Source organism: Lentzea xinjiangensis (genome assembly GCF_900110955.1).
Taxonomy (GTDB): domain Bacteria; phylum Actinomycetota; class Actinomycetes; order Mycobacteriales; family Pseudonocardiaceae; genus Lentzea; species Lentzea xinjiangensis.
This window is the reverse complement of the sequence record NZ_FOFR01000006.1, coordinates 141,372-161,911: the sequence shown is the minus strand read 5'-3', so window position 1 is coordinate 161,911 and position 20,540 is coordinate 141,372. Positions and strand designations below refer to the sequence as shown.

The following is a 20,540-nucleotide window of genomic DNA, read 5'->3' as shown; positions in this document are numbered from 1 at the left end:
CGCAACCGATTGTTTTCCCAGCTCATCACACTATTATGAGCTTTTGCTCAACTCTTGGGTACTCGCTTTCGCGGCCCTGCGAGGAGGACGCCATGCCGCCCGTCCACCGCCGTCTCGACCCACGTCGCAAGCCTCGGCAGGTCCGCGCGGAGCTCACCCGCGACCGGATCCTCACCGCGGCTGCTCACGTTTTCAGCGAGCACGGGTACGCCGCGGGCACCACGAACCGCATCGCCGAACGGGCCCGCGTCTCGATCGGCTCGCTGTACCAGTACTTCCCGAACAAGGACGCGATCCTGGCCGAGCTGCTGGTGCGGCACGTCGACCGCGGCGCCTGGCACCAGGCCGACCAGGTCGACCTCTCGCCCGGCACGCTGGAGGCGGCGGTGCGGGCGCTGGTCCGCGACGCGGTCGACAACCACCGCGACGACCCGCAGCTCCTCCGGATCATGATCGAGGAAGGCCAGTTCTCCCAGGAGCTGCGCGACACCGTCACCCGGCACGGGGCGCGGCGCGTCGCCCAGGTCCGCGACCTGTTCGCGCGGCACCCCGACGTCCGCGTGCGCGACCTCGGCACCGCGGCCGAGCTGATCGTGTTCACCGTGGAGCTGAACACCCACCGGCTGGCCGCCTTCCCGGAGGGCACCTCCATCGAGGCGGTGGAGGACGAGCTCGTCGCCATGGTGACGCGCTACCTGCGCGGCGACCCGGGCTGAGCCGCTCCCCGCCGCGCGGGCAGGGCCTGTCCGCTGCCCGGACGCGGACAGGCCCTCGACGCTCACCCCCGGAGCGTCCCGCCGCGGCTCACCGCCAGAACGAGCGGCGGCGCTGCGGCGCGGTGGCCTGCTCGGCGACCTCCCGCAGCACCTGCCGGGCCCGCTGCCACAGCTCGTCCACGTCGCCGCCCGCGGTCAGCTCCTCCACGAGGCGGCGCAGCGGCTCGTGGACCGGGCCCTGCCCGCCGGCGACTAGCGTGCCGAGCCTGCTGGCCAGGTCGGCGAGCAGCTCCCGCCGTTCCCAGGCCGGCCGGGCCGCGTCCTGCTCCAGGCGGGAGGCCTCCACCGCGGCGATCTCCCGCAGCTCCGCGGAGTCGTCCGGCACGGGAGCAGGCCCGGACACCGGCACTCGCGTCGGCATCATCCTCGGCGCCTCCGGCCGGCCCCTCCCACGGGTGCGCCCCGCGGCGGCCCACGGCGCGACGGGCGGCGCGGCGGGCGACGGGGGCGCGCCGAAGCCCATCGCGGAGGGCGCCGCGGCGAAAGGTCCTCCGGGAAGGGCTCCTCCCGGCGCGGCGAAGTGCGGCACCGGCATCTCCCACCCGGCGGGCTGCTCGACGGGCTGCACCACCCGGTGCACCTCCCCGTCGGACACGACCCGCTCGTCCACCGCGACGAACGCGGTGAACCGGCACAGCACGCCGAACCGCAGCGAGGTGCGCACGATCTCCGGCTCCACCGCCCGGTCGCCGGTCGCGTAGCGGTCCTCCAGGTCGCGCAGCGCGGCGCGGGCCCACTGGGCCCGGACCGCGGGCTCCTCGTGCTGCCGCACGGCCACCGCCTCCCGCCAGTCCGCGCCGTCCCTGGTCCGGCCGTGCACGGTGATGGTGTCCGGCGCCGTGCCGCGGTACCGGCCGAAGGCGACCAGCGGCACCCCCGGGTAGATCGCCGACGGCTGCTTGGGCAGGCCGGACTCCGGCGCCACCACCACGTCCGTGATCACCGGTGCACCGATCCGGCGCTGGATGTGCGTCATGGCCTCGTCCAGGCGGTCCTCGCTCTCGACCAGCTCGCACCGGCCGGCGCCCCTGGCGGCCAGCCTGCCGAGGAAGCCCGCGTTGACGGCCGTGTCGATGCCGACGGCGTGCACCCGCGTCCGGTTGATCATCGGCGCGATGTCGCGCAGGAGCTGGTCCTCGTTGCCGACCTGCCCGTCGGTGACCAGCACCAGGACCGGGTCGCGCTCCGCGTCGGCGTCCGCGAGCAGCCGCAGCCCCTCGCGCAGCGGCTCGACCATCTCGGTCCCGCCGCGGGCCTGCACCCGCGCCAGGTGCTCGACGGCGCGGAAGCGGTGGCGGTCGGTGGCCGTGGCGAGACCGGCGCCGAGCTCGGCCGGCCGCTCCACGCGGTCGTCGAAGGTCAGCACCGCGAACGTGTCGTCCTCGGTGAGCGTGTCGACGATGCGGGCGGCCGCGCGCCGGGCGGCGACCATCTTCCAGCCCGACATGCTGCCGGACCGGTCGAGCAGCAACACCACGTCGCGGGGCCGCACCGCGGTCGCCGGCTCCGGCGGCAGGACCGTGAGCTGGTAGGTGCCCTCGCCGGTGTGGTCCGGGTCCGGCACGCACACGGCTGCGGAGCTGTTCCCCGCGTACGCCAGGCGCAGCACGAAGTCGCGGTCGACCCGCTCCCCCGGCGCGACCGTCACGGTGTTCCCCTCCGCCGCCACGGTGTGCAGGCTCGACCGCACCTCGCCGAGCTCCAGGCCGGCCGGGTCGATCTCCACGCCGATCGCGAGCCGCACCGGGTTCGGGAAACCCGGCAGCAGCACCGGCGGCGTGATCCGGGACGCGTCCGGCACCAGGTCCGTGTCCTGGGCGTGCCCGTCCCCGGCCGACGGGCCGGGCAGCGGCGTGCCCGGCACGTACCTCGGCGCCACCACCAGCGGGAACCGGAACGTGGCCGCGCCGTCCTCGAACACCAGCGGCCCGACCAGGCTCAGCTCGACGGTCACCCGCTCCCCCGCCGGGATGTTGCCGACCCGCATGGTGAAGACGTCGGGCCGTTCCTCCTCGACGATGGACGCTCTTCGGCCCGCTGCGATCGCCTCGTCGTAGCTTTGGCGGGCCTCGGCGCGTTCCTTCAGCTCGGCCTCGACCGTGCGGCCGCCCGCGGTCATCCTCATGCCGGTGACGGCGGCGCGGTCGGGCAGCGGGAACACGTACGTCGCTTCGAGAGCCGTGTCGTGGGAGTTGACGAAACCGGTCGTGAGCACGACCCGGCCGACGAGCCCGGTGACCACCGCGCGCACGTCGAGGCGCTCCAGCGGCAGGTTGCCGCGCTCGGTGCGCAGCGCGCCGAGGCCCGCGTCCTCGGTCGTCCAGCCGATCCGCTCGCCCTCGGCGGACCTCATCGGGGCAACGGTGAAGGTCATGACGGTTCCCTTTCGTCGGTGAGCAGACCACGGGCGGCGAGCAGGTCGAGCAACGGCCGGGCGGCGGCCGCGATGTCCGCGCGGTCGGCGGCGGTGGGCGTGCCCGGCACCAGGACGACGACACCCCCTTCGAGCGCGACTCCGTTGAGCGGCACCGCCTTCGCCGGCGGCGGAGCCGGTCGCGCCGCCGCGGCGGGCTCGGCCCAGAACCGGGGACGGACGGGCGGTCGCGGTGGCGCGTCATCGGACACGAGCAGGTCGTCGGACACGAGCAGGCCGTCGGGCACGCGGGCGATGGCCGCCAGCGCCTGGTCGGTCGCACCCGCGAGCGCGGTCTGCACCTCGGCCAGCGTCCTCCCCTCCGACTGCAACCGCTTCACCGCCACGAGCTGGAGCAGGTGGCGTTTCTCGTACAGCGCGGTGCGGCCGCGCATCGCCGACGGCCGGTCGACCAGCCCCGTCGTCGCGTACCAGCGCACCGCCCGCTTGTCGGGCACGTCCCGCACGCGGCCGTTGGGCGCGCCCGAGTACTCCGCCGTCAGCGCGGCGGAGACACGTTCCAGCAACTCGTCGAGCGTCCACACCCCCTGATACTGACACTGCAACGATGACAGTGTCAACGTCACCCTGGTGACGTACCGGTATTCCCGGCCGGTAGGGTTCCGCCCGCCGCGTGCCCTGAACGACCCCGCGAAGGACGGAGAGCACGAGTGAGCACCGACGAGATCGGCCAGATCACCGGCCACCGGGCCGCACTGGGCCGGCTCAGGACCAAGAAGGCGCAGATCCTGTACGCGCTGGAGCACCTGCCGCGCGGGTGCACGGTCGAGGACGTCCGCCGCTGGCTGAGCAAGCAGGGCCAGCTGGTGCCCAGCAGGCCGTACACCACGCCGATCGTGAACGAGTGGCGCGCCCGCAACGGCATGACCGACACGAGCGGGCACGTGCCGCTGACACCGGAGCTCATCGCCGAGTTGGACGCGGAGCTGGACGCCGGGCCGGACGAGGCGGATCGCGGCCGGGCGGGCGGCACCGGCGTGCGGCTGGCGCCGGAGCTGATCGCCGAGCTCGGCGGGACCGGCCAGGCCGCGGCACCGCTCACCCCGCAGCTCTCCGCCGGACCTGGCGAAGCCGACCACGACACCCGCCGCACCGACGCGCGACCGGTCCCGGCGCCGGCGCCTCCCGCCGAGCGGGAACCCGCCGGTGCCAAGGGCTTCTACGCGGTCGCGCTGCTGAGCATCGGCGTCAGCGTCGACACCTCGTGGCGGTTCTTCGAGCAGCGGCTGGGCATCACGGAGACCTGGGAGCGGGTCGTCCTGTTCTCCGTCATGGAGGCGGCGCTGGTCGCGTGCGGCTGGGCCATGCGAGCGGGCGTGCGCCAGGACGGCCGCCCCGGGCCGGCGCGGCTGGTGGCGTGGGCGTTGACGGCGTTCGCCGCGTTCTCCGCGCTGAGCCTGTCCGGCCCCGTCGCGGGCACCGCCCGCGTCCTGCTCGGGCCGGTCCTGGGCCTGGTGATGCTGCACCTCGCGCTCGGCATCGAGATCCGCGCGAGCCGTCAGCGCACGACCACCTGGGCACGCGTGGGCCGCGAGCTCAGGGAACGCGTGCTGTCGGTGCTGGGCCTGGGCGACGACCACCGGGACGCCCTGGCGCGCACCCGTGACCGCGCGGCGCTGCGGGCGGCGAAGCTGGCGCTCGCCGGGCGCTGGACGCCGTTGCGCAAGTCGCGCCTGCGCAAGGCCCTGCACGTCTCCCACGTCGCGCACGACCCCGTGCAGCGCGACCGGATGCTGCGCGAGCTGGGCGTGTTGCAGCACGCGGAGAAGCTCGCGGAGGTCACCCGGCCTGCGCCGTGGTGACGCCGAGGCCGAGGCGGACCTGATCCGGCGGTGGGCGCCGTGCGCGCCCACCAAGCGGCCGACGGGGTCGGGATGCCGGTCGCCGCACCGGAGGAGCGCGGCACCGGCCCACGTCCGTCCTCAATGGACTGGCAGCCGGTGGCTGCCAGTCCATCAGCACGCGGGCTCAGCCGGTCCGGCCGCGGATCCGGCTGCCGCGGCGTTCCTCGCGCACCTGCTCGATGCGCTCCTCCAACGCCTCGAACCACTGCTGGCCCGGCAGGCCGCAGCTGTCGCGGATCTCCAGTTTGAGGTCCGAGGTGTTGGCGTTCAACGTGCGCACCATGCCCAGTCCCTGCTCGACCTGCGCCTGGAGCTCGCCGTGCGACTGGGCCAGGTGGGCCGCGGCGGCACGCATCTCGGCGCGCGCCTGCTGCGCCGCCCGGCCGGGCAGGGTCAGGCGACGTGGCGCGAGGCGGGCTCGGCGCACCAGGTGCGACATCGTGTGCAACGAGGTCTGCGCGGACCGGTTCGAAGCGGGAGCGCTCTCATCACGCAAGAGTCAACGCACCACGACATACTTCAACAGGATCGCGAACCTCCGCCCTGGTCGCTCCCGCCCTGGCGGCAGCGGCAGCGAACCGGGGATCACCCAGCACCCGCTCCACGGCGGCCCGCAAACCGTCCACAGTGGACGGATGGACGACCACCCCACTGCCCTGCCGCGCGACCCGGTTCGCCATCTCCCACTGGTCACCTCCGCCCGGCACCACCACGACGGGAACGCCCGCCAGCAGGGCCTTGACCAGCATCCCGTGACCGCCGCCGCAGACCAGCACCGCCGACTGGCGCAGCAGGGCCTCCTGCCCGCCCGGTCCCGAGGACACCCACTCCGGCAGGGTCGCCGGCGCCGGCGCGAACGTCGACACCACGGCCCGCACGGCGAGTCCGTCCAGCGCGGCGAGCGCCATCTCGGCCATCCCGGTGGCGCCGGTCCACGCCGTGGACGGCGCGATCATCACCAGCGGGGCGACACCCGGCGAAGGACGCGTCTCCCGCCGGCTCGCCTCCCACAGCAGCGGCCCGACCACGTGCGCGTCGGCCGGCCAGTCCGGCCGCGGCACCTCCAGCGCGGGCAGCGTCGCGATCAACCGGACGACCGGGCCCGGCCCACGGGCGGGCAGGCCGATCCGCCGCCGCACGACGGCGCGCTGCCGCTCACCCCGGCGGATCGACCTCGCCGTCATGGCGCGCAGCACCGCGTCGCGCAGCCTGCCCCGCACACCGGTGCCCGGCGCCAGGCCGCTGCCCATCGGCGGCAGGCCTCTGGACGGCTCGTAGAGCGGGTGGGGTGAGAGCTGGGCCCACGGCAGGCCCAGCAGTTCGGCGGCCATGCCCGCGCCCAGCGCCAGCACGTCGCACACGACCAGATCCGGGCGCAGGGCCCGCAACCGGGGAACGAGCGCCAGGGCCAGGGTCGCGGCCTGGTCGTGCAGGGCCTGGCCGAGGTCCGGTTCGTCCTCCAGGTCGGCCAGCGCCAGACCCGTCACGCGGGACGCCGTGATCCCCGCCCCGGCCGCGGCGTCCACCCAGCGTTCGCCGGTGAGCAGGACCGGGGTGTCACCGGCCTCCGCGAACCGCAGGCACAACGCGATGGCGGGCACCACGTGACCGGGATCGCCTCCGGACACCACGACTACGCGCACACCACCAGGCTGCCAGTCCGCCGGGCCGGGCAAAAGCCGGGCGGTGGCTCCCGCGCGAACCCGATCCGGCAGCGCGGATCAGTCCGGCAACGCGGCCACGGCAAGGATCCTGACCCGCCTTACCCGGCCGGGCGTCGTTCCGCACGAGCCGGGCGCCCCGAGACGTCGATCGACTCGATGGCCGCCTGCGCGATCGGCCCCGCGGTCGCGGCGTAGCGCGTGGCGAGGGCCTGGAACAGCTGCTCGGCCTCGATCGCCGGCCAGTCCTGCGCCAGCAGCTCGGCCGGCAGGTGCGGGTCCTGGCGCACGAGGTCGAGCCAGTCGGCGTGCAGCAGCAACTGGCGGGCCAGGTCGTCGGGCAGCGCGGCGTCCGGCTCGCGCCACCGGGCCAGGAAGTCCTGGTAGCGGGCGGCGATGGCGGTGGTGTCGAACGCGCGCCTGGCGAGGTCGGCCGCCTCCGTCGGTTTGGCGTGCTGGGCCGTGAAGACGGTGACGTTCTCCGCGAGCCCCAGGTCCGCGACCATCTCGGTGACGTCCCTGGTGCCCGGCGCGATCCACAGGCCGTTCTGCACGGGGCCGAACCCCGCCCACTGCAACCGGGAACGCAGGTCGTGGCGGGCGCCGCGGCGGCCTTCCGGCAGCGAGAAGCCGACCAGGGTCCAGGTGCCGTCCCAGTCCCTGTTCACGGCGCCGCGCTGCCAGATGCGGCGCTCGCCGTCCCGCAGGACGCCGGTCGCGCGCTCGGTCAGTCCGAAGTAGACCTTGCGGCCGTTGCGGTGCTTGGCGAGCAGGTCGCGCGAGGCCATCCGCGTCAGCGTCGAGCGCACCGCCTCCTCGGAGACGTCGACGCGTCGGAAGACGTCGATCACGCTTCCCGAGTAGACCGCGATGTCGCGGCCCAGGACGTGAAGGCCCAGGAAGTTGAGCATCAAGGTCTGCGGTGTCACGGTCGCCACGATACATGTTGGGCAGCATCTAGACGAGCGTCACAAATATGCCCTACTTTTGGTCGCGATCCCCTGCGGAGAGGACTCGCCGATGGAACTGTCGGGAAAGGTCGCGATCGTCACCGGTGCCGCCCGCGGGCTGGGCCGGGCGTACGCGGAAGCGTTGGCGCGCAACGGGGCCGAGGTCGTCGTGAACGACGTGGACGAGTCCGTCGAAGAGGTCGCGGCGAGCATCGGCGGTGCGGCGGTCGTCGCGCCGGTCGGTCCCGCGGCGACCGCCGACCGGCTCGTCGCCACCGCCGTCGAGGAGTTCGGCCGGCTCGACGTGCTCGTCACCAACGCGGGCGTGCTGCGCGACCGAGTGCTCTGGAAGATGACCGACGACGACTTCGACACCGTGGTCGACGTGCACCTGCGCGGCACGTTCACGTGCGCCCGCGCGGCGGCCGTGCGGATGCGGGAGCAGGGCACCGGCGGCAGCCTCGTGCTGATCTCCTCACCCGCCGGGCAGCGCGGCAACTTCGGGCAGACCAACTACTCCGCCGCCAAGGCCGGCATCGTCGCGATGGCCCGCACCTGGGCGCTCGAACTGGCCAGGTCGGGCATCACCGTCAACGCGGTCGTGCCGGTCGCCGCCACCGAGATGACGAAGACCATCCCGGCGTTCGCGCCGCTGATCGAGGAGTCGGAGCGAACCGGGGCGCCGCTGCCGGACTGGGTGCGCCGCGACGAAGGGCTGGGCACCGCCGAGGACGTGGCCGGGCTGATCGTCCACCTCGCCTCCGACGCGGCGAAGGGCATCACCGGGCAGGCGATCGGCATCGGCGGCGACCGGCTCGCGCTGTGGGCGCACCCGGCGGAGAAGCAGGTCCTGTTCGCGCCCGGCGGCTGGAGCGCGGCCTCGATCGCCGAGCGGTGGCACGAGTTCGACCAGGAGACCTACGGCATCCCGCTCCCGGTGGCGCCATGACCGCCACCGGGATGGACGTCGACCGCCTGGTCGCCATCGACGTGCACACCCACGCCGAGATCTCCGCCGACGGCCGCAGCTCCCTCAGCCCGGTCCTGCTCGAGGCCTCCGCCCGGTACTTCAAGGCCGCCCACCGGCAGCCGACGATCGCCGAGACCGCGGGCATCTACCGCGAGCGGAACATGGCGGCGGTGATCTTCACCGTCGACGCGGAGCACGCCACCGGGCACCCGCGCATCTCCAACGAGGAGGTCGCCGCGTCCTGCGCCGAGCACGCGGACGTGCTGATCCCGTTCGCGAGCGTCGACCCGTGGAAGGGCCGGGCCGCCGTCCGCGAGGCGCGCAGGCTCGTGGCGGAGCACAGCGTGCGCGGGTTCAAGTTCCACCCGAGCCTGCAGGACTTCTCCCCGGACGACCGGATGGCCTACCCGCTGTACGAGGCGATCGAGGAGCTCGGGGTCCCCGCCCTGTTCCACAGTGGACAAACGGGCATCGGCGCCGGCGTGCCCGGCGGCGGGGGCATCCGGCTCAAGCACTCCAACCCGATGCTCGTCGACGACGTCGCCGTCGACTTCCCGCACCTGAGGATCGTGCTCGCGCACCCCTCGTTCCCGTGGCAGGACGAGGCGCTCGCCGTCGCCACGCACAAGCCGTTCGTCCACATCGACCTCTCCGGCTGGTCGCCGAAGTACTTCCCGCCGCAGCTCGTGCGCTACGCCAACACGCTGCTGCAGGACAAGGTCCTGTTCGGCTCGGACCACCCGGTGATCACCCCGGACCGCTGGCTCGCCGACTTCGCGAAGCTCGACATCTCCGACGAGGTCCGCCCGAAGATCCTCAAGCACAACGCAGCCCGGCTGCTCGGGCTCGTCCAGGAGGACGCATGACCACCACCGCGAACGGCCTCGACGAGCTCAGGGCACTGGCGGGCAGGGACCTCGGCCGCACCGACTGGCTCCAGGTCGAGCAGCGCCGGGTCGACACCTTCGCCGAGGCCACCGACGACCACCAGTGGATCCACGTCGACCCCGAACGCGCCGCCGCCGGGCCGTTCGGCACCACGATCGCCCACGGCTACCTCACGCTGGCGCTGCTCATCCCGCTCATGACCGAGCTGCTCGACGTCTCCGGCGTGCGGATGAGCATCAACTACGGGCTGGACAAGGTCAGGTTCCCCGCCCCCGTGCCGGTCGGGGCCAAGATCCGGCTCCACGGCCGGGTCGCGTCCGCCGAGGACGTGCCGGGCGACGGTGTGCAGATCACCGTCGACTTCACGATCGAGATCGAGGGCTCGCCCAAGCCGGCGTGCGTCGCACGCGGCGTCTACCGCCACTACGCGTGAGGTGAAGTCATGGCGACAACAACGCAGTTACGCCGTGCGGTCACGTCCAGCTACCTCGGCAGCGTGATCGAGTACTACGACTTCCTGCTCTACGCCACGGCTTCGGCCGTCGTGTTCAACAAGGTCTTCTTCTCCTCGCTCGACCCGCTGGTCGGCACGATCGCGAGCTTCGGCACGTTCGCCACCGGCTACCTCGCCCGCCCGCTCGGCGGTGTCCTCTTCGGACACTACGGGGACCTGCTGGGGCGCAAGAAGATGCTCGTGCTCACCATGAGCCTGATGGGCGTGGCGAGCTTCCTGATCGGCCTGCTGCCGACCTACGGCCAGATCGGCTGGCTCGCCCCGGCCGGGCTGGTGCTGCTGCGGGTGCTGCAGGGCATCTCGGTCGGCGGCGAGTGGGGCGGCGCGGTCCTGATGTCCGCCGAGCACGCCACCTCGCGGCGCGGGCTGTGGGCGAGCTTCACCAACGCGGGCGCGCCGAGCGGCATGGTGCTGTCGACCCTCGCGCTCAGCGCGACCGCGGCGCTGGTGGGTGAGCGGGCGTTCCTCGACTGGGGCTGGCGGGTGCCGTTCCTGCTCAGCCTGGTGCTGCTCGGCGTCGGCCTGTTCGTGCGGCTGAAGGTCGAGGAGACCCCGGTGTTCCGCGCCCGGCCGAAACCGACCTCCGCGCCGCTGGTCGACGTGCTGCGCAACCACCCGCGCACGCTGGCGCTGGGCATCGGCGTCGGCCTCTCGGCGTTCGTCGCGCAGTCCACGCTCACGACGTTCGTCCTGGCTTACGGCGTGCAGGTGGGCAACAGCAGACAGGCGATCCTCAACGCGCTGACGCTGTCGTCGGCGCTCGCGGTGATCGGCATCGTCGGCTTCTCCGCCCTGTCCGACCGGGTCGGCCGCAGGCCCGTCGTGCTCGTGGGAGCCGTGCTGATGGCCGCGTTCGGGTTCGCGTTGTTCCCGTTGGTGGACAACGGCTACGTCGTCATCGCGCTGGTGCTGGGCCAGGCCGTGGTCCACCCGATGATGTACGGCCCGCTCGCCGCCCTCTACAGCGAGCTGTTCAGCACCGGCAGCCGCTACACCGGCGCGTCGCTCGGCTACCAGCTCGCCGGCCTCGGCGCGGGCCTCGCCCCGCTGCTGTTCGCGCAGGTGCAGAGCATCGCCGGCACCGGCGCCATCCCGTACATCCTCGCGGCGTTCTGCCTGCTCACCGTGGTGTGCACGGCCGTGCTGCGGGAGACCAGCCGGACCAGCCTGACAGGAGACACCGATGCGGAACGCGGGACTGGGCAGCTGGCCACTCCGCCGCGCGCGCATGGCGCCGAAGCGTGAGGCCTTCACCTGCGACGGGACCTCCACCACCTACGGGGAGCTGGCCGGCCGCGTGACCGGGCTGGCGCACCGCCTCGCGGAGATCGGCGTCGGCCGCGGCGACCGGGTCGCCTACCTCGGCCCCAACCACCCGTCGTTCGCCGAGACGATGTTCGCCACCCACCAGCTCGGCGCGATCTTCGTGCCGCTGAACTCCCGGCTGTCCGCCGCGGAGATCAACTACCAGCTCGCCGACAGCGGCGCCCGCGTGCTTCTCCACGCGCCGTCGCACCGCGCCGAGCACGACCGGGCCGTCTCGCTCGACTCCTACGAGGACTGGCTCGCGGGCGGCTCGGCCGACCCGCTCGACGTGCCGGTCGCGATCGAGGAGCCGGCCCTGGTCCTCTACACGTCCGGCACCACCGGCAGGCCCAAGGGCGCGGTGCTCACCCACGCCAACCTGCTGTGGAACACGTTCAACCTGATGATCGGCGTCGACATCGCCTCCGACGAGGTCGCGCTGGTCACCGCCCCGCTGTTCCACATCGCCGCGCTCGCCCAGACGCTGCTGCCCACCTTCGTCAAGGGCGGGCACAGCGTCATCACCTCGCGCTGGAACGCCGACGAGTGCGTCACGCTGATCGAGCGGCACCGGGTGACGTGGATGTTCGGGGTGTCGACGATGTTCGCCGACCTCGCCGCCTCGCCGCGCTGGCCCGCCGCGGACCTCTCCTCGTTGCGGGTGCTGCTGTGCGGCGGCGCGGCGGTGCCCGACGCGGTGATCCGCGCCTACCAGGACCGCGGACTGGTGTTCTGCCAGGGCTACGGGCTCACCGAGACCGCGCCCGGCGCCACCTTCCTGGAGGCGGCGGACAGCGTGCGCAAGGCGGGCTCCGCCGGGACGCCGGTGTTCTTCGGCGACCTGCGGCTCGCCGAGACGGGCGAGATCGAGGTGCAGGGCCCGAACGTCACGCCCGGCTACTGGAACGACCCCGTCGCCACCGCCGCCGCGTTCACCGCGGACGGCTGGTTCCGCACCGGCGACGTCGGGCGGATCGACGACGGTCACCTCCACGTCGTCGACCGGCTCAAGGACATGTTCATCTCCGGCGGGGAGAACGTCTACCCGGCCGAGGTGGAGAACGCGATCACCGACCACCCGGACGTCGCGGAGGTCGCCGTCGTCGGGGTGCCGGACGAGCGCTGGGGCGAGGTGGGGCGGGCGTTCGTGCGGCCCCTGCCCGGCGCGGTCGTGGACGCGGCGGGTCTGCGCGAGTTCCTGGCGCCGCGGCTCGCGAAGTACAAGATCCCGGTGTACGTCGAGGTGGTGGCCGAGCTGCCGCGCACGGGCTCCGGCAAGGTGCTCAAGCCCGCGCTGCGCCGGCTGCCCCTGCCAGGTAGCGGCAGACCGGACCGAAGGTGACCAGGCCGGTGCCCGCGCCGGCCAGCTCGCCCTCGGCCGGCCGCAGCAGGGACCGGGCCCGGTCGCGCAGCCCGGCGTCCCGCAGGCGGTCCGCGGCCATCGCGAGCAGGCACGCCCGCACCTCGCTGAGCAGGTCCGCCGGCCCCGGTGGCAGTGCCCGCGCGGCGGCCAGCGCCTCGTCGTGCGGCAGTGCCAGCGGCCGGACCCAGTCCAGCAGCGGGCCCCAGTCGTCCGACAGGTCCACCGCGGACGGTCCGTGCAGGCTCAGCATGGCCAGCGGCAACAGCCCGCGTTCCATGCCCCACATGCCCGTGCCCCGCACACGGGCGGCGGCGGCGCGGTAGGCGCGTTCCGCGTCGGCGACCCGCCCGGCGGCCGCGAGCTTCATCGCCGCGTACCAGTCGGTGAACACGCTGACCAACGGCAGGTCGTGGCGCCGGGCCAGCTCGTCGGCGGCGGCCGCGTGCCGGTCGGCGACCTCGAACTCGGCCAGCGCGGCGTGCGCCTGGACGAGGATCAGGTGGCCGAGCACCTCGTGCGTCACGAGGTGGTGCGCGGCGGCCAGCTCGACCAGCTCGCGGCCGATCGCGGCGCGCTGCGGGGCCAGCCCGGTGCGGTGGAAGGTGTGCATGAACCGGGCGTTGAGCGCGAACGCGAGCAGCGCGGGATCGCCGAGGTCGCGGGCGATGGCCTCGGCCTCCTCCGCTTCCGGCAGGCGGTTGCCGGTGCCGCGCTCCTCCATCGCGATCGTCGCGAGCAGACGGGCGCGGGTGGCCGTGGGGCCGGGGAGCGCGGCCAGCGCGCGTTGTGCCGCCGCCACCAGCTCGGCGGAGTGCTCCGGGTCGTCGTTGGTGGTCCAGATGCCGGGGACGTCGAACGAGCCGATGACCATCGCGGTCGTCTCGGCGTCGCCGGCCGCGCGCAGCGCGACGGACCGCTGCTCGCGGGCGGCCGCCAGGTCGCCGCTGACGGCGAGCGCTCTGACCAGCCCGGTGAGCAGGTCGAGCCGGGGGGAGCCGGCCGCCTGGATCGCCGCCCGCCACCACCGCACCGCCTCGCGCGGCGAGTGCGTGGCCCCGGCCGCGGCCGCCAGCGCCCGGACGGCCGCGCCGCCGCGCGTTCCCGCCAGGACGTGGTGGTGGGCGAGCAGGTGGACGTCGTCGGGGCGCAGGGATTCGAGCGCGGCGGCGACGAGAGCGTGCCAGCGCGCCCGCCTGGTCAGCGACACGTCCTCGTACACCGTGTCGCGCACCAGCGCGTGCGTGAACCGGGCGCGGCCGGGCGCCACCTCGACGACGAAACCGGCCTCGAGCGCGAGGTCCAGCGCGTCGAGCACGTCCTCCCCCGCCACCTCGGCGAGCAGGTCCACGTCGACGTCGCGGCCCAGCACCGACGCCTGCTGGAGCACCTTGCGCGCCCCGGCGGGCAGCACCGCGAGCCGGTGGCGGATGACGTCCCGCACGCCGGCCGGGACGCCGAGCTCGCCCTCGGCCGCGAACAGCCGGGCGAGCTCCTTGACGTAGAAGGGGTTCCCGCCGCTGCGCTCGTGGATGGCCCGGACGTCCGCGTGCTCCGCGATCGGGCGGACGAGGGCGGCGACCGCCTCCTCCCCCAGACCGCCGAGCGCGACGCGGACCGGTTCGGCGCGGGCGAGCGCCTCCGACGGCACGGCCGTGCGCGTGGTCGCGACGATCAGCACGCGGCCGGAGAGGGTGGTCGTGGTGAACGCGGTCAGCACGGCCAGCGTTTCCTCATCGGCCCGGTGCAGGTCGTCGAGCACGACCAGCACCGGCGCCGCCGACTCCACAGCGGACACGACGGCGCGGCGCAGGTGGAAGCGGTCGGTGGCGGTCAGCTCCTGGCCCAGCGCCTCGGCGACCTGCTGCCACGGCCAGGCCACCGGCGCGTCCTCCGGGCACCGCGCCCAGACCGCGGTCCAGCCGCGCGCGGCGAGCGCCGCGCTGAACGCCTCGACGAGCGCGGTCTTGCCGGCACCGGCCTCGCCGGTCACCAGCGCGAGCCCCAGCCCGCTGCGCGGCACGGCACCCTCCAGGGCCGCCAGTTCCGCGGACCGTCCCACCAGCGGGGGTGCGGGCGCGGGCGTGAGCCGGGGTGACTGCGCGAGGATGTCCGCCTCCAGCGCGCGGAGCCCGGCGCCGGGATCGACGCCGAGGTTCTCGGCGAGGGCGTGCCGGGCCGCCCGCACCGCGTCCAGCGCGTCGCCCTGCCGTCCCTCGCGGTACAGCGCCAGGGCGAGCAGGCTCCACGCCTTCTCCCGCCACGGGTGGTCGGCGAGGTGCGCGCGCAGGTCCGCCACGACGCCCGCGGCCCGCCCGGCGGCCAGCGCGGCCTCCGCCCGGCGTTCGACCGCCACCAGCCGCAGCTCCTCCAGGCGGTCGATCTCGGCCCGCGCCCAGTGCTCGTCCGCGAACTCGGCGTACGCGGGGCCGCGCCAGAGCGCGAGCGCGCTGTCCAGCACGGCCAGGTCGCCGCCCAGCATCTCCTCGAACCGCCAGGCGTCCACGTCCTCGGCGCGCAGCGCGTAGCCCGCGCCCTCGGTGACCAGCAGCGCCGACGGGGTCCGGGGTGGACGGCCGGGTTCGAGCGCCTTGCGCAGCGCCCCGACGAAGGTCTGGACGGCCCCGACCGCGCCGTCCGGCGGGTCTTCCCAGAGGTCGGCGACGAGGGTGCGCACCGGGACGACCCGGCGCCGGGCGACGAGCAGCCTGGCGAGCACCGCGCGCTGCTTCGGGCCGCCGAGGCGGGCGGATCCCGCGGTCAGCGGGCCGAGCACCCCGAACGTCACCACCCGCTGACCCTAACGCTGATCGGTTGCTGATCGGCCGCGCGCAGGCTGTGGACATGCACTCCACCGACTTCGCCCACCAGCGCGTCCAGGTCTCCGACGGCATCGAGCTGAACGTGGCCACCACCGGCTCCGGCAGCCCCGTCGTGCTGCTGCACGGCTTCCCGCAGACCCACCTGATGTGGCGGCACGTCGCCGCCGACCTGGCCGCCGACCACACCGTGATCATGCCCGACCTGCGCGGGTACGGCGACAGCGACAAGCCCGCCGACACCGGCACGACCTACTCGAAGCGCACCATGGCCGCCGACGTCGTGGCGGTCGCCCGGGCCCTCGGGCACGACCGGTTCGCACTGGCGGGCCACGACCGCGGCGCGCTCGTCGCGTTCCGCGCCGGCCTGGACCACCCGCGGCACGTGACGCACCTCGCGTCGCTCGACGTGCTGCCGACGCTGGACATGTGGGACGTGCTGCGCGGGACCTCCGCCGCCATCGGGTTCCACCTGTTCCTGATGGCGCAGCCGCCCGGCCTCGCCGAGGAGCTGATCGGCGCCCGGCCGGACGTGTTCTTCGGCCACTTCCTCGACATCTGGAGCGTCTCGCCGTTCCCCGCCGACGTCCGCGCCGAGTACCTGCGGGCGAGCCGGGAGGCCGTCACGTCGATCGTCGCGGACTACCGGGCGTCGGCGACGATCGACGTCGAGCACGACGCGCTCGACCGCGAGGCGGGGAACCGGCTGAGGATGCCGGTCACCGTGCTGCAGCAGGACTGGGGCGCGGCGCTCGGGTTCGACGCCAGGGCGCTGTGGGGGGCGTGGGCGCCCGATCTCGACCACCGCACCGTCTCCTGCGGGCACTTCATGGCCGAGGAGGCGCCGGACGTGGTCGCCGGCGCCCTGCGCGACCTGCTCACCCGATGACTACAGGACGACGACCTGCCGCACCGCCTCGCCGGACGCGAGCCTCGCGAAGCCGTCGTTGACCTCGTCGAGCCGCAACCGCCCGGACAGCAGCCCGTCGACCGGCAACCGGCCGGCCCGGTACAGCTCCACGAACCGGGGCACGTCCCGGCGCGGCACGCACGAGCCGAGGTAGCTGCCTTTGAGCGTGCGTTCCTCGGCGACCAGGTTCAGCGCGGGCAGGGTGACGGTCCGGTCCGGGTGCGGCAGGCCGACGGTGACCGTGGTGCCGCCGACCGCCGTGGCGGCGTAGGCCTGCTCGAGCACCGCCGCGACGCCGGTGGTGTCGATGACCTTGTCCGCGCCGCCACCGGTCACCTCGCGCACGTGGGCCACGACGTCCGGTCCTCCGGCGACCTCGTGCGTCGCGCCGAGCGTCCGGGCGAGCGCGCGCTTGTGCTCCACGACGTCGACCGCGACGACCTGGGTCGCGCCCGCCGTCACGGCCGCGAGCACCGCGGCCAGGCCGACGCCGCCGAGGCCGAACACCACGACCTTGTCGCCCGGCACGACGTTCGCGCTGTAGAACGCCGCGCCCGCCCCGGTGAGCACGGCGCAGCCGAACAACGCGGCGACGTCGAGCGGCAGGTCCGCGGGCACCCTGGTGGCCGACCGGTCCGAGACCACGGTGTACTCGGCGAACCCGGACACACCGAGGTGGTGGTGCGGGCGGGTGCCGTCCGGCAGCGTCCACCGGCGGTGCCCGCCGAGCAGCGTGCCGTCGCGGTTCGCGGCGGCGCCCGGCTCGCACAGGGCCTGCCGCCCGGACGCGCACCGGCGGCACGCGCCGCACGCGGGCACGAACGACAGGACGACGTGATCGCCCGGCGCGAACTCGGCGTTCGGGCCCGCCTCGACGACCTCGCCCGCGGCCTCGTGGCCGAGCACCATGGGCAACGGCCGGATGCGCGAGCCGTCGATGACGGACAGGTCGGAGTGGCACAGGCCCGTGGCGTGCACGCGCACCAGCAGCTCGCCGGGACCGGGCGGGTCCAGCTCGAGGTCGACGACCTCGAGCGGGCCGCCGACACCGGTCAGCACAGCGCCTCGCGTCCTCACGCGACCACCAGACCTTCCATCGCCGTGCGCAGGTGCTCGGGGATCTCCACCGGTTTGCGGGTCGTCCGGTCGACGAACACGTGCACGAAGTGGCCTTCCGCCACGACGTCCTCGCGTCCCTCGGAGTAGAACCCGACCTCGTAGCGCACGCTCGACCGGCCGAGGTGCCCGATCCGCAGGCCCGCGTCCAGCGCCTGCGGGAACGAGACCGAGGCGCGGTAGTTGCAGTGGGACTCCACGCACAGGCCGATCTGCCGGCCCGAGTGGATGTCGAGGCCCGCTTCGACCAGCCACGTGTTGATCAAGGTGTCCATGAACGCGTAGTGGACGACGTTGTTGACGTGCCCGTAGACGTCATTGTCCGCCCATCGGGTCGGGATCCGCTGCCAGTGCCGGTAATCGCCGCGCACACACCCTCCGCTGCCTCGCTGGAACTTCCGCCTGGGGTCGAGCACCGTCAGCCGAGCCTCCTGGTGAGCTCGACCCTGGACCGCACGCCGAGCCGCGCGAAGATGTTGCGCAGGTGGTGCTCGACGGTGCGGTGGCTCAGGAACAGCCGCGCGGCGATCTCGCGGTTCGTGGCGCCCTCGGCGACCAGCCGCGCGATCTGCTCCTGCTGCGGCGTGAGGCCGGGGTGGTCCAGCGGTTCGCCGGTGGCGTCACCCGCCGCGCGCAGCTCGGCGCGGGCGCGGGCCACCCAGTGGTCGGCCTGGTAGGACTCGAAGATGAGCATGGCGTCGCGCAGGTGTTCCCTGGCCGCCTTGGGCCTGCGCCCGCGCCGCAGCCGGTTGCCGTACAGCAGCTCGGTCTTCGCGAGCTCCATGGCGGTGCCGCTCGCGCGGTGCAGCCGGATCGCCTCCTCGAAGTGCTCGTCGGCGGTGCCGCTCGCCAGCAGGCCGCGGCAGCGGTGCGAGAGCGCCAGCCGGGCCGTGCTCCCCGTGATGCCCGCCCACCTCTCGAACCGCTGCAGCGCCCGGTCCCCCGTGGAGGGACGCCCGCACGCGACGGCGGCCTCCACCACGTGCGGCGCGGCCATCACCTTGATGCCGGCGTGCCCGGGGTTCAGCCGCAGCCGGTCGAGCGCGTCGGCGGGCCGGTCGCGGGCCAGGTCGACGCACGCGGACGCCCACGCGCCGAACGTGCCCGGCCGGGTGAGCCCGCGCTCGGTGATGTGCTCGGTGGCGGCGTCGATGCGGCGTTGCGCGGTGTCCGCGTCGCCGCGCAACGCCGCCAGCAGCGCGAGGATCGTCAGGTGGTCGACCACGGCGTTGTGCTGGCCGATCGCCGTCGCCGCGTGCAGGCCCTCCGTGGCCGCCGTCAGCGCCGCGGTGTGCTGGTCCAGCAGCAACGCCGACAGCGCCCGGTACACCAGCGCCCACGGCACCAGGACGGTGTACCCGCTCTCCCGCGCCACCGTGACCGCGCTGGTCGCCATCTCGTAGGACCGGGTGGCGTCCCCCAGCACGTAGGCCGCCTGGCTCGCCCAGATCCGCGCCTGCGGTCCGGCGACCTGGTCGGCCAGGTCGACGACTCCCCGCAACACGGGCAACGCCTCGTGGTGCCGCCCGTCGAGCGTCGCGGACATGCCGACGAGGTGGTCGAGCGTGAGCCTCGTCGCCGGGGGTTCGCCGTCCTGGCGGAGCTGCCGCGCGAGCTCGGCTACGGCGGCGTACCGGCGGGGGTCGCCGGCGATGTTCGCCGCCTCGCCCGCGAACCCCAGCGCGGCCACCGCGAGCTCGCGTTGCGCGCCGACGAGGGTGCGCGCGGCCCGCATCAGGCGGTCCGCCGCCACGTCCGGCAGGCTCTCGCCCAGGTCGATGCCGCCCACGACCAGGTCCATGAGCGCTTTGAGCTCGCGGGTGTCGGTCATCCGGACCGCGGTGCGCAGGACGGCCCGGGAGCGGTGCGGCGCACCGTGCGCCCAGTGGTCGGCGGCGGCCCTGAGCAGGCGGCGCGCCTTCTCCTCCGGGTCGGTCGTCAACGTCGCTGCGCGGTCGTGGTCGCGCGCGGCGGTGGCGAAGTCGCCGCACCGCCGGGCGTGTTCGGCGCCGGCGGCGAGGCTGTCGGCGTGCTCGTCACCCTCACGGCCGGTGACGGCGAGGTGCCAGGTGCGCCGGGGGCCGGGCGGCAGCAGCGCGGCCAGCTCCGCGTGGGCGGCGAACCGCAGCGCCGTCGGGATCCCGGTGTGCAGGGTGGACCGGACGAGCCGGCGCGGGTCGAGCAGCGAGCCCGCCTCCGTCACGGCGGCGACGTCACCGGTGAGCCGGGCCAGGTCCTCGGCGGTCAGCTCCTCGTCCACGGCGGCCAGCGCGACGACGTGCCGGGCGCGGGCGGACAGCGCCTCGAACCGGGCTAGCAGGCGGCCGCGCAGCGAGCTGGTCCGCGGCAGCACGTCCGGTGGCGCGGCGGTGCCACCGAGCTGGTCCGACGTGAGCGACGCGGCCAGCTCCACCAGCGCCAGCGGGTTGCCGCACGCGAGGTCGGCGAGGTCGACCGCCAGCGCGGACGGCAGACCGGGCAGCAGGTCGTGCAGGACGAGCAGGCTCTCCGCGCGGTCGAGGGGGTCGAGCACCACGCTGGGCAGCCCGAACGACTCCTCCTCGGTGGCGATGAGCAGTGCGGCGCGCGTGCCGATGACGTCGGCGGCGAGCTGTCCGAGGTCGTCGTCGAGGCTGTCGACGTCGTCCACGCACAGCACCGCGTCGTAGGAGCGGCGGGCGTGGTTGAGCAGAGTGGACTTGCCGGAACCGGGCTCACCGCGCAGCACGAGCACGCCACCGTGCCCGTCCCGCGCACGCTGGAGCACCGCGTCGACAGCGACTCGCTGCCGGTCACGACCCCGAAGCATCGGCCCAGTGTTGTCCCGCCGGTGGCCCCTCCGGAAGAGGTCCGGCCCAATTTCCTACCACTGTTAGTTTTTTCACCGAAGCTTCTCGCCGATACCGGTGGTTGCACCGATGCGGACCTCCGCGCCGGGGTTGCAGGGTCGAGACGTCCCCGCAGTTCCCCTGCCAAATGAGGTGTACAGCGCC

The 20,540-nt window shown here is 74.3% G+C and carries 17 protein-coding genes; 8 read left to right on the top strand and 9 right to left on the bottom strand.

Features of this window, described 5'->3' with window-relative positions:
• Nucleotides 1-92 precede the first annotated feature (92 nt).
• Nucleotides 93-716 carry a TetR/AcrR family transcriptional regulator gene (locus tag BMW88_RS15960; protein WP_089951497.1) on the top strand — a complete coding sequence of 208 codons (624 nt, stop codon included), beginning with the start codon at nt 93-95 and terminating at the stop codon, nt 714-716.
• A gap of 88 nt (nt 717-804) precedes the next feature.
• Here the strand turns inward: BMW88_RS15960 and BMW88_RS15955 are convergent, their stop codons facing one another.
• Both BMW88_RS15955 and BMW88_RS15950 read right to left on the bottom strand, forming a co-directional pair.
• Entirely contained in the window at nt 805-3,150 is a 2,346-nt protein-coding gene (locus tag BMW88_RS15955; RefSeq protein WP_089951496.1) for a VIT domain-containing protein, read from the bottom strand.
• Complete coding sequence (locus tag BMW88_RS15950; protein WP_089951495.1) at nt 3,147-3,734, bottom strand: MerR family transcriptional regulator; 588 nt, start codon at nt 3,732-3,734, stop codon at nt 3,147-3,149. The genes BMW88_RS15955 and BMW88_RS15950 overlap by 4 nt, the downstream gene beginning before the upstream one ends.
• Before the next feature lie 126 nt (nt 3,735-3,860).
• Between BMW88_RS15950 and BMW88_RS15945 the strand changes: the two genes are divergently transcribed.
• Nucleotides 3,861-5,012, top strand: coding sequence for a hypothetical protein (locus tag BMW88_RS15945; RefSeq protein WP_089951494.1), 1,152 nt, complete (start codon nt 3,861-3,863; stop codon nt 5,010-5,012).
• Nucleotides 5,013-5,178: 166 nt separating this feature from the next.
• On the opposite strand, the gene BMW88_RS15940 is transcribed toward BMW88_RS15945, so the two are convergent.
• From BMW88_RS15940 to BMW88_RS15930, 3 genes are all read right to left on the bottom strand, one after another.
• On the bottom strand, nt 5,179-5,550 hold the full coding sequence (locus tag BMW88_RS15940; RefSeq protein ID WP_089951493.1) for a hypothetical protein: 372 nt from the start codon (nt 5,548-5,550) through the stop codon (nt 5,179-5,181).
• Nucleotides 5,543-6,697 carry a glycosyltransferase gene (locus BMW88_RS15935; protein WP_089951492.1) on the bottom strand — a complete coding sequence of 385 codons (1,155 nt, stop codon included), beginning with the start codon at nt 6,695-6,697 and terminating at the stop codon, nt 5,543-5,545. The genes BMW88_RS15940 and BMW88_RS15935 overlap by 8 nt, the downstream gene beginning before the upstream one ends.
• 119 nt (nt 6,698-6,816) lie before the next feature.
• A complete protein-coding gene (locus BMW88_RS15930) occupies nt 6,817-7,644 on the bottom strand; it encodes a PaaX family transcriptional regulator (RefSeq protein ID WP_245777813.1) in 828 nt (275 codons plus the stop codon).
• A 91-nt stretch (nt 7,645-7,735) separates the two neighbouring features.
• On the opposite strand from BMW88_RS15930, the gene BMW88_RS15925 reads away from it, so the two are divergent.
• Genes BMW88_RS15925 through BMW88_RS15905 form a run of 5 tightly spaced genes read left to right on the top strand, consistent with a single transcriptional unit; the run spans nt 7,736 to nt 12,684 of the window.
• Nucleotides 7,736-8,614, top strand: a complete 879-nt coding sequence (locus tag BMW88_RS15925) for an SDR family NAD(P)-dependent oxidoreductase (protein ID WP_089951491.1) — start codon at nt 7,736-7,738, stop codon at nt 8,612-8,614.
• Between the two features lie 11 nt (nt 8,615-8,625).
• Nucleotides 8,626-9,501 carry an amidohydrolase family protein gene (locus BMW88_RS15920; RefSeq protein ID WP_089951659.1) on the top strand — a complete coding sequence of 292 codons (876 nt, stop codon included), beginning with the start codon at nt 8,626-8,628 and terminating at the stop codon, nt 9,499-9,501.
• Nucleotides 9,498-9,956, top strand: a complete 459-nt coding sequence (locus tag BMW88_RS15915; protein WP_089951490.1) for a MaoC family dehydratase — start codon at nt 9,498-9,500, stop codon at nt 9,954-9,956. Before BMW88_RS15920 ends, BMW88_RS15915 begins: the two co-directional genes overlap by 4 nt.
• A gap of 9 nt (nt 9,957-9,965) precedes the next feature.
• Entirely contained in the window at nt 9,966-11,282 is a 1,317-nt protein-coding gene (locus BMW88_RS15910; RefSeq protein ID WP_089951489.1) for an MFS transporter, read from the top strand.
• Nucleotides 11,221-12,684: an acyl-CoA synthetase gene (locus tag BMW88_RS15905; protein ID WP_089951488.1), complete on the top strand. Its 1,464-nt coding sequence runs from the start codon at nt 11,221-11,223 to the stop codon at nt 12,682-12,684. Before BMW88_RS15910 ends, BMW88_RS15905 begins: the two co-directional genes overlap by 62 nt.
• Here the strand turns inward: BMW88_RS15905 and BMW88_RS15900 are convergent.
• Nucleotides 12,626-15,493, bottom strand: coding sequence for an ATP-binding protein (locus BMW88_RS15900; RefSeq protein WP_089951487.1), 2,868 nt, complete (start codon nt 15,491-15,493; stop codon nt 12,626-12,628). The two genes, BMW88_RS15905 and BMW88_RS15900, sit on opposite strands and share 59 nt — an antisense overlap.
• A 53-nt stretch (nt 15,494-15,546) precedes the next feature.
• Here BMW88_RS15900 and BMW88_RS15895 point away from each other — a divergent pair, with 53 nt between their 5' ends.
• Entirely contained in the window at nt 15,547-16,410 is an 864-nt protein-coding gene (locus tag BMW88_RS15895) for an alpha/beta fold hydrolase (protein ID WP_089951658.1), read from the top strand.
• Here the strand turns inward: BMW88_RS15895 and BMW88_RS15890 are convergent, their stop codons facing one another.
• The 3 genes from BMW88_RS15890 to BMW88_RS15880 are packed head-to-tail and all read right to left on the bottom strand — an operon-like array spanning nt 16,411 to nt 20,356.
• Nucleotides 16,411-17,508: a zinc-binding dehydrogenase gene (locus BMW88_RS15890; RefSeq protein WP_089951486.1), complete on the bottom strand. Its 1,098-nt coding sequence runs from the start codon at nt 17,506-17,508 to the stop codon at nt 16,411-16,413.
• Nucleotides 17,505-17,918: an acyl-CoA thioesterase gene (locus BMW88_RS15885; RefSeq protein WP_089951485.1), complete on the bottom strand. Its 414-nt coding sequence runs from the start codon at nt 17,916-17,918 to the stop codon at nt 17,505-17,507. Before BMW88_RS15885 ends, BMW88_RS15890 begins: the two co-directional genes overlap by 4 nt.
• 47 nt (nt 17,919-17,965) lie before the next feature.
• Nucleotides 17,966-20,356: a helix-turn-helix transcriptional regulator gene (locus BMW88_RS15880; RefSeq protein WP_143116096.1), complete on the bottom strand. Its 2,391-nt coding sequence runs from the start codon at nt 20,354-20,356 to the stop codon at nt 17,966-17,968.
• Nucleotides 20,357-20,540 lie beyond the last annotated feature (184 nt).

Bases quoted from the DNA above. Each gene is read 5' to 3' on its own strand.
- BMW88_RS15960 (WP_089951497.1), top strand. From the start codon at position 93: ATGCCGCCCGTCCACCGCCGTCTCGACCCACGTCGCAAGCCTCGGCAG.
- BMW88_RS15955 (WP_089951496.1), bottom strand. From the start codon at position 3,150: ATGACCTTCACCGTTGCCCCGATGAGGTCCGCCGAGGGCGAGCGGATC.
- BMW88_RS15925 (WP_089951491.1), top strand. From the start codon at position 7,736: ATGGAACTGTCGGGAAAGGTCGCGATCGTCACCGGTGCCGCCCGCGGG.
- BMW88_RS15920 (WP_089951659.1), top strand. From the start codon at position 8,626: ATGGACGTCGACCGCCTGGTCGCCATCGACGTGCACACCCACGCCGAG.
- BMW88_RS15915 (WP_089951490.1), top strand. From the start codon at position 9,498: ATGACCACCACCGCGAACGGCCTCGACGAGCTCAGGGCACTGGCGGGC.
- BMW88_RS15910 (WP_089951489.1), top strand. From the start codon at position 9,966: ATGGCGACAACAACGCAGTTACGCCGTGCGGTCACGTCCAGCTACCTC.
- BMW88_RS15905 (WP_089951488.1), top strand. From the start codon at position 11,221: ATGCGGAACGCGGGACTGGGCAGCTGGCCACTCCGCCGCGCGCGCATG.
- BMW88_RS15895 (WP_089951658.1), top strand. From the start codon at position 15,547: ATGCACTCCACCGACTTCGCCCACCAGCGCGTCCAGGTCTCCGACGGC.
- BMW88_RS15880 (WP_143116096.1), bottom strand. From the start codon at position 20,356: ATGCTTCGGGGTCGTGACCGGCAGCGAGTCGCTGTCGACGCGGTGCTC.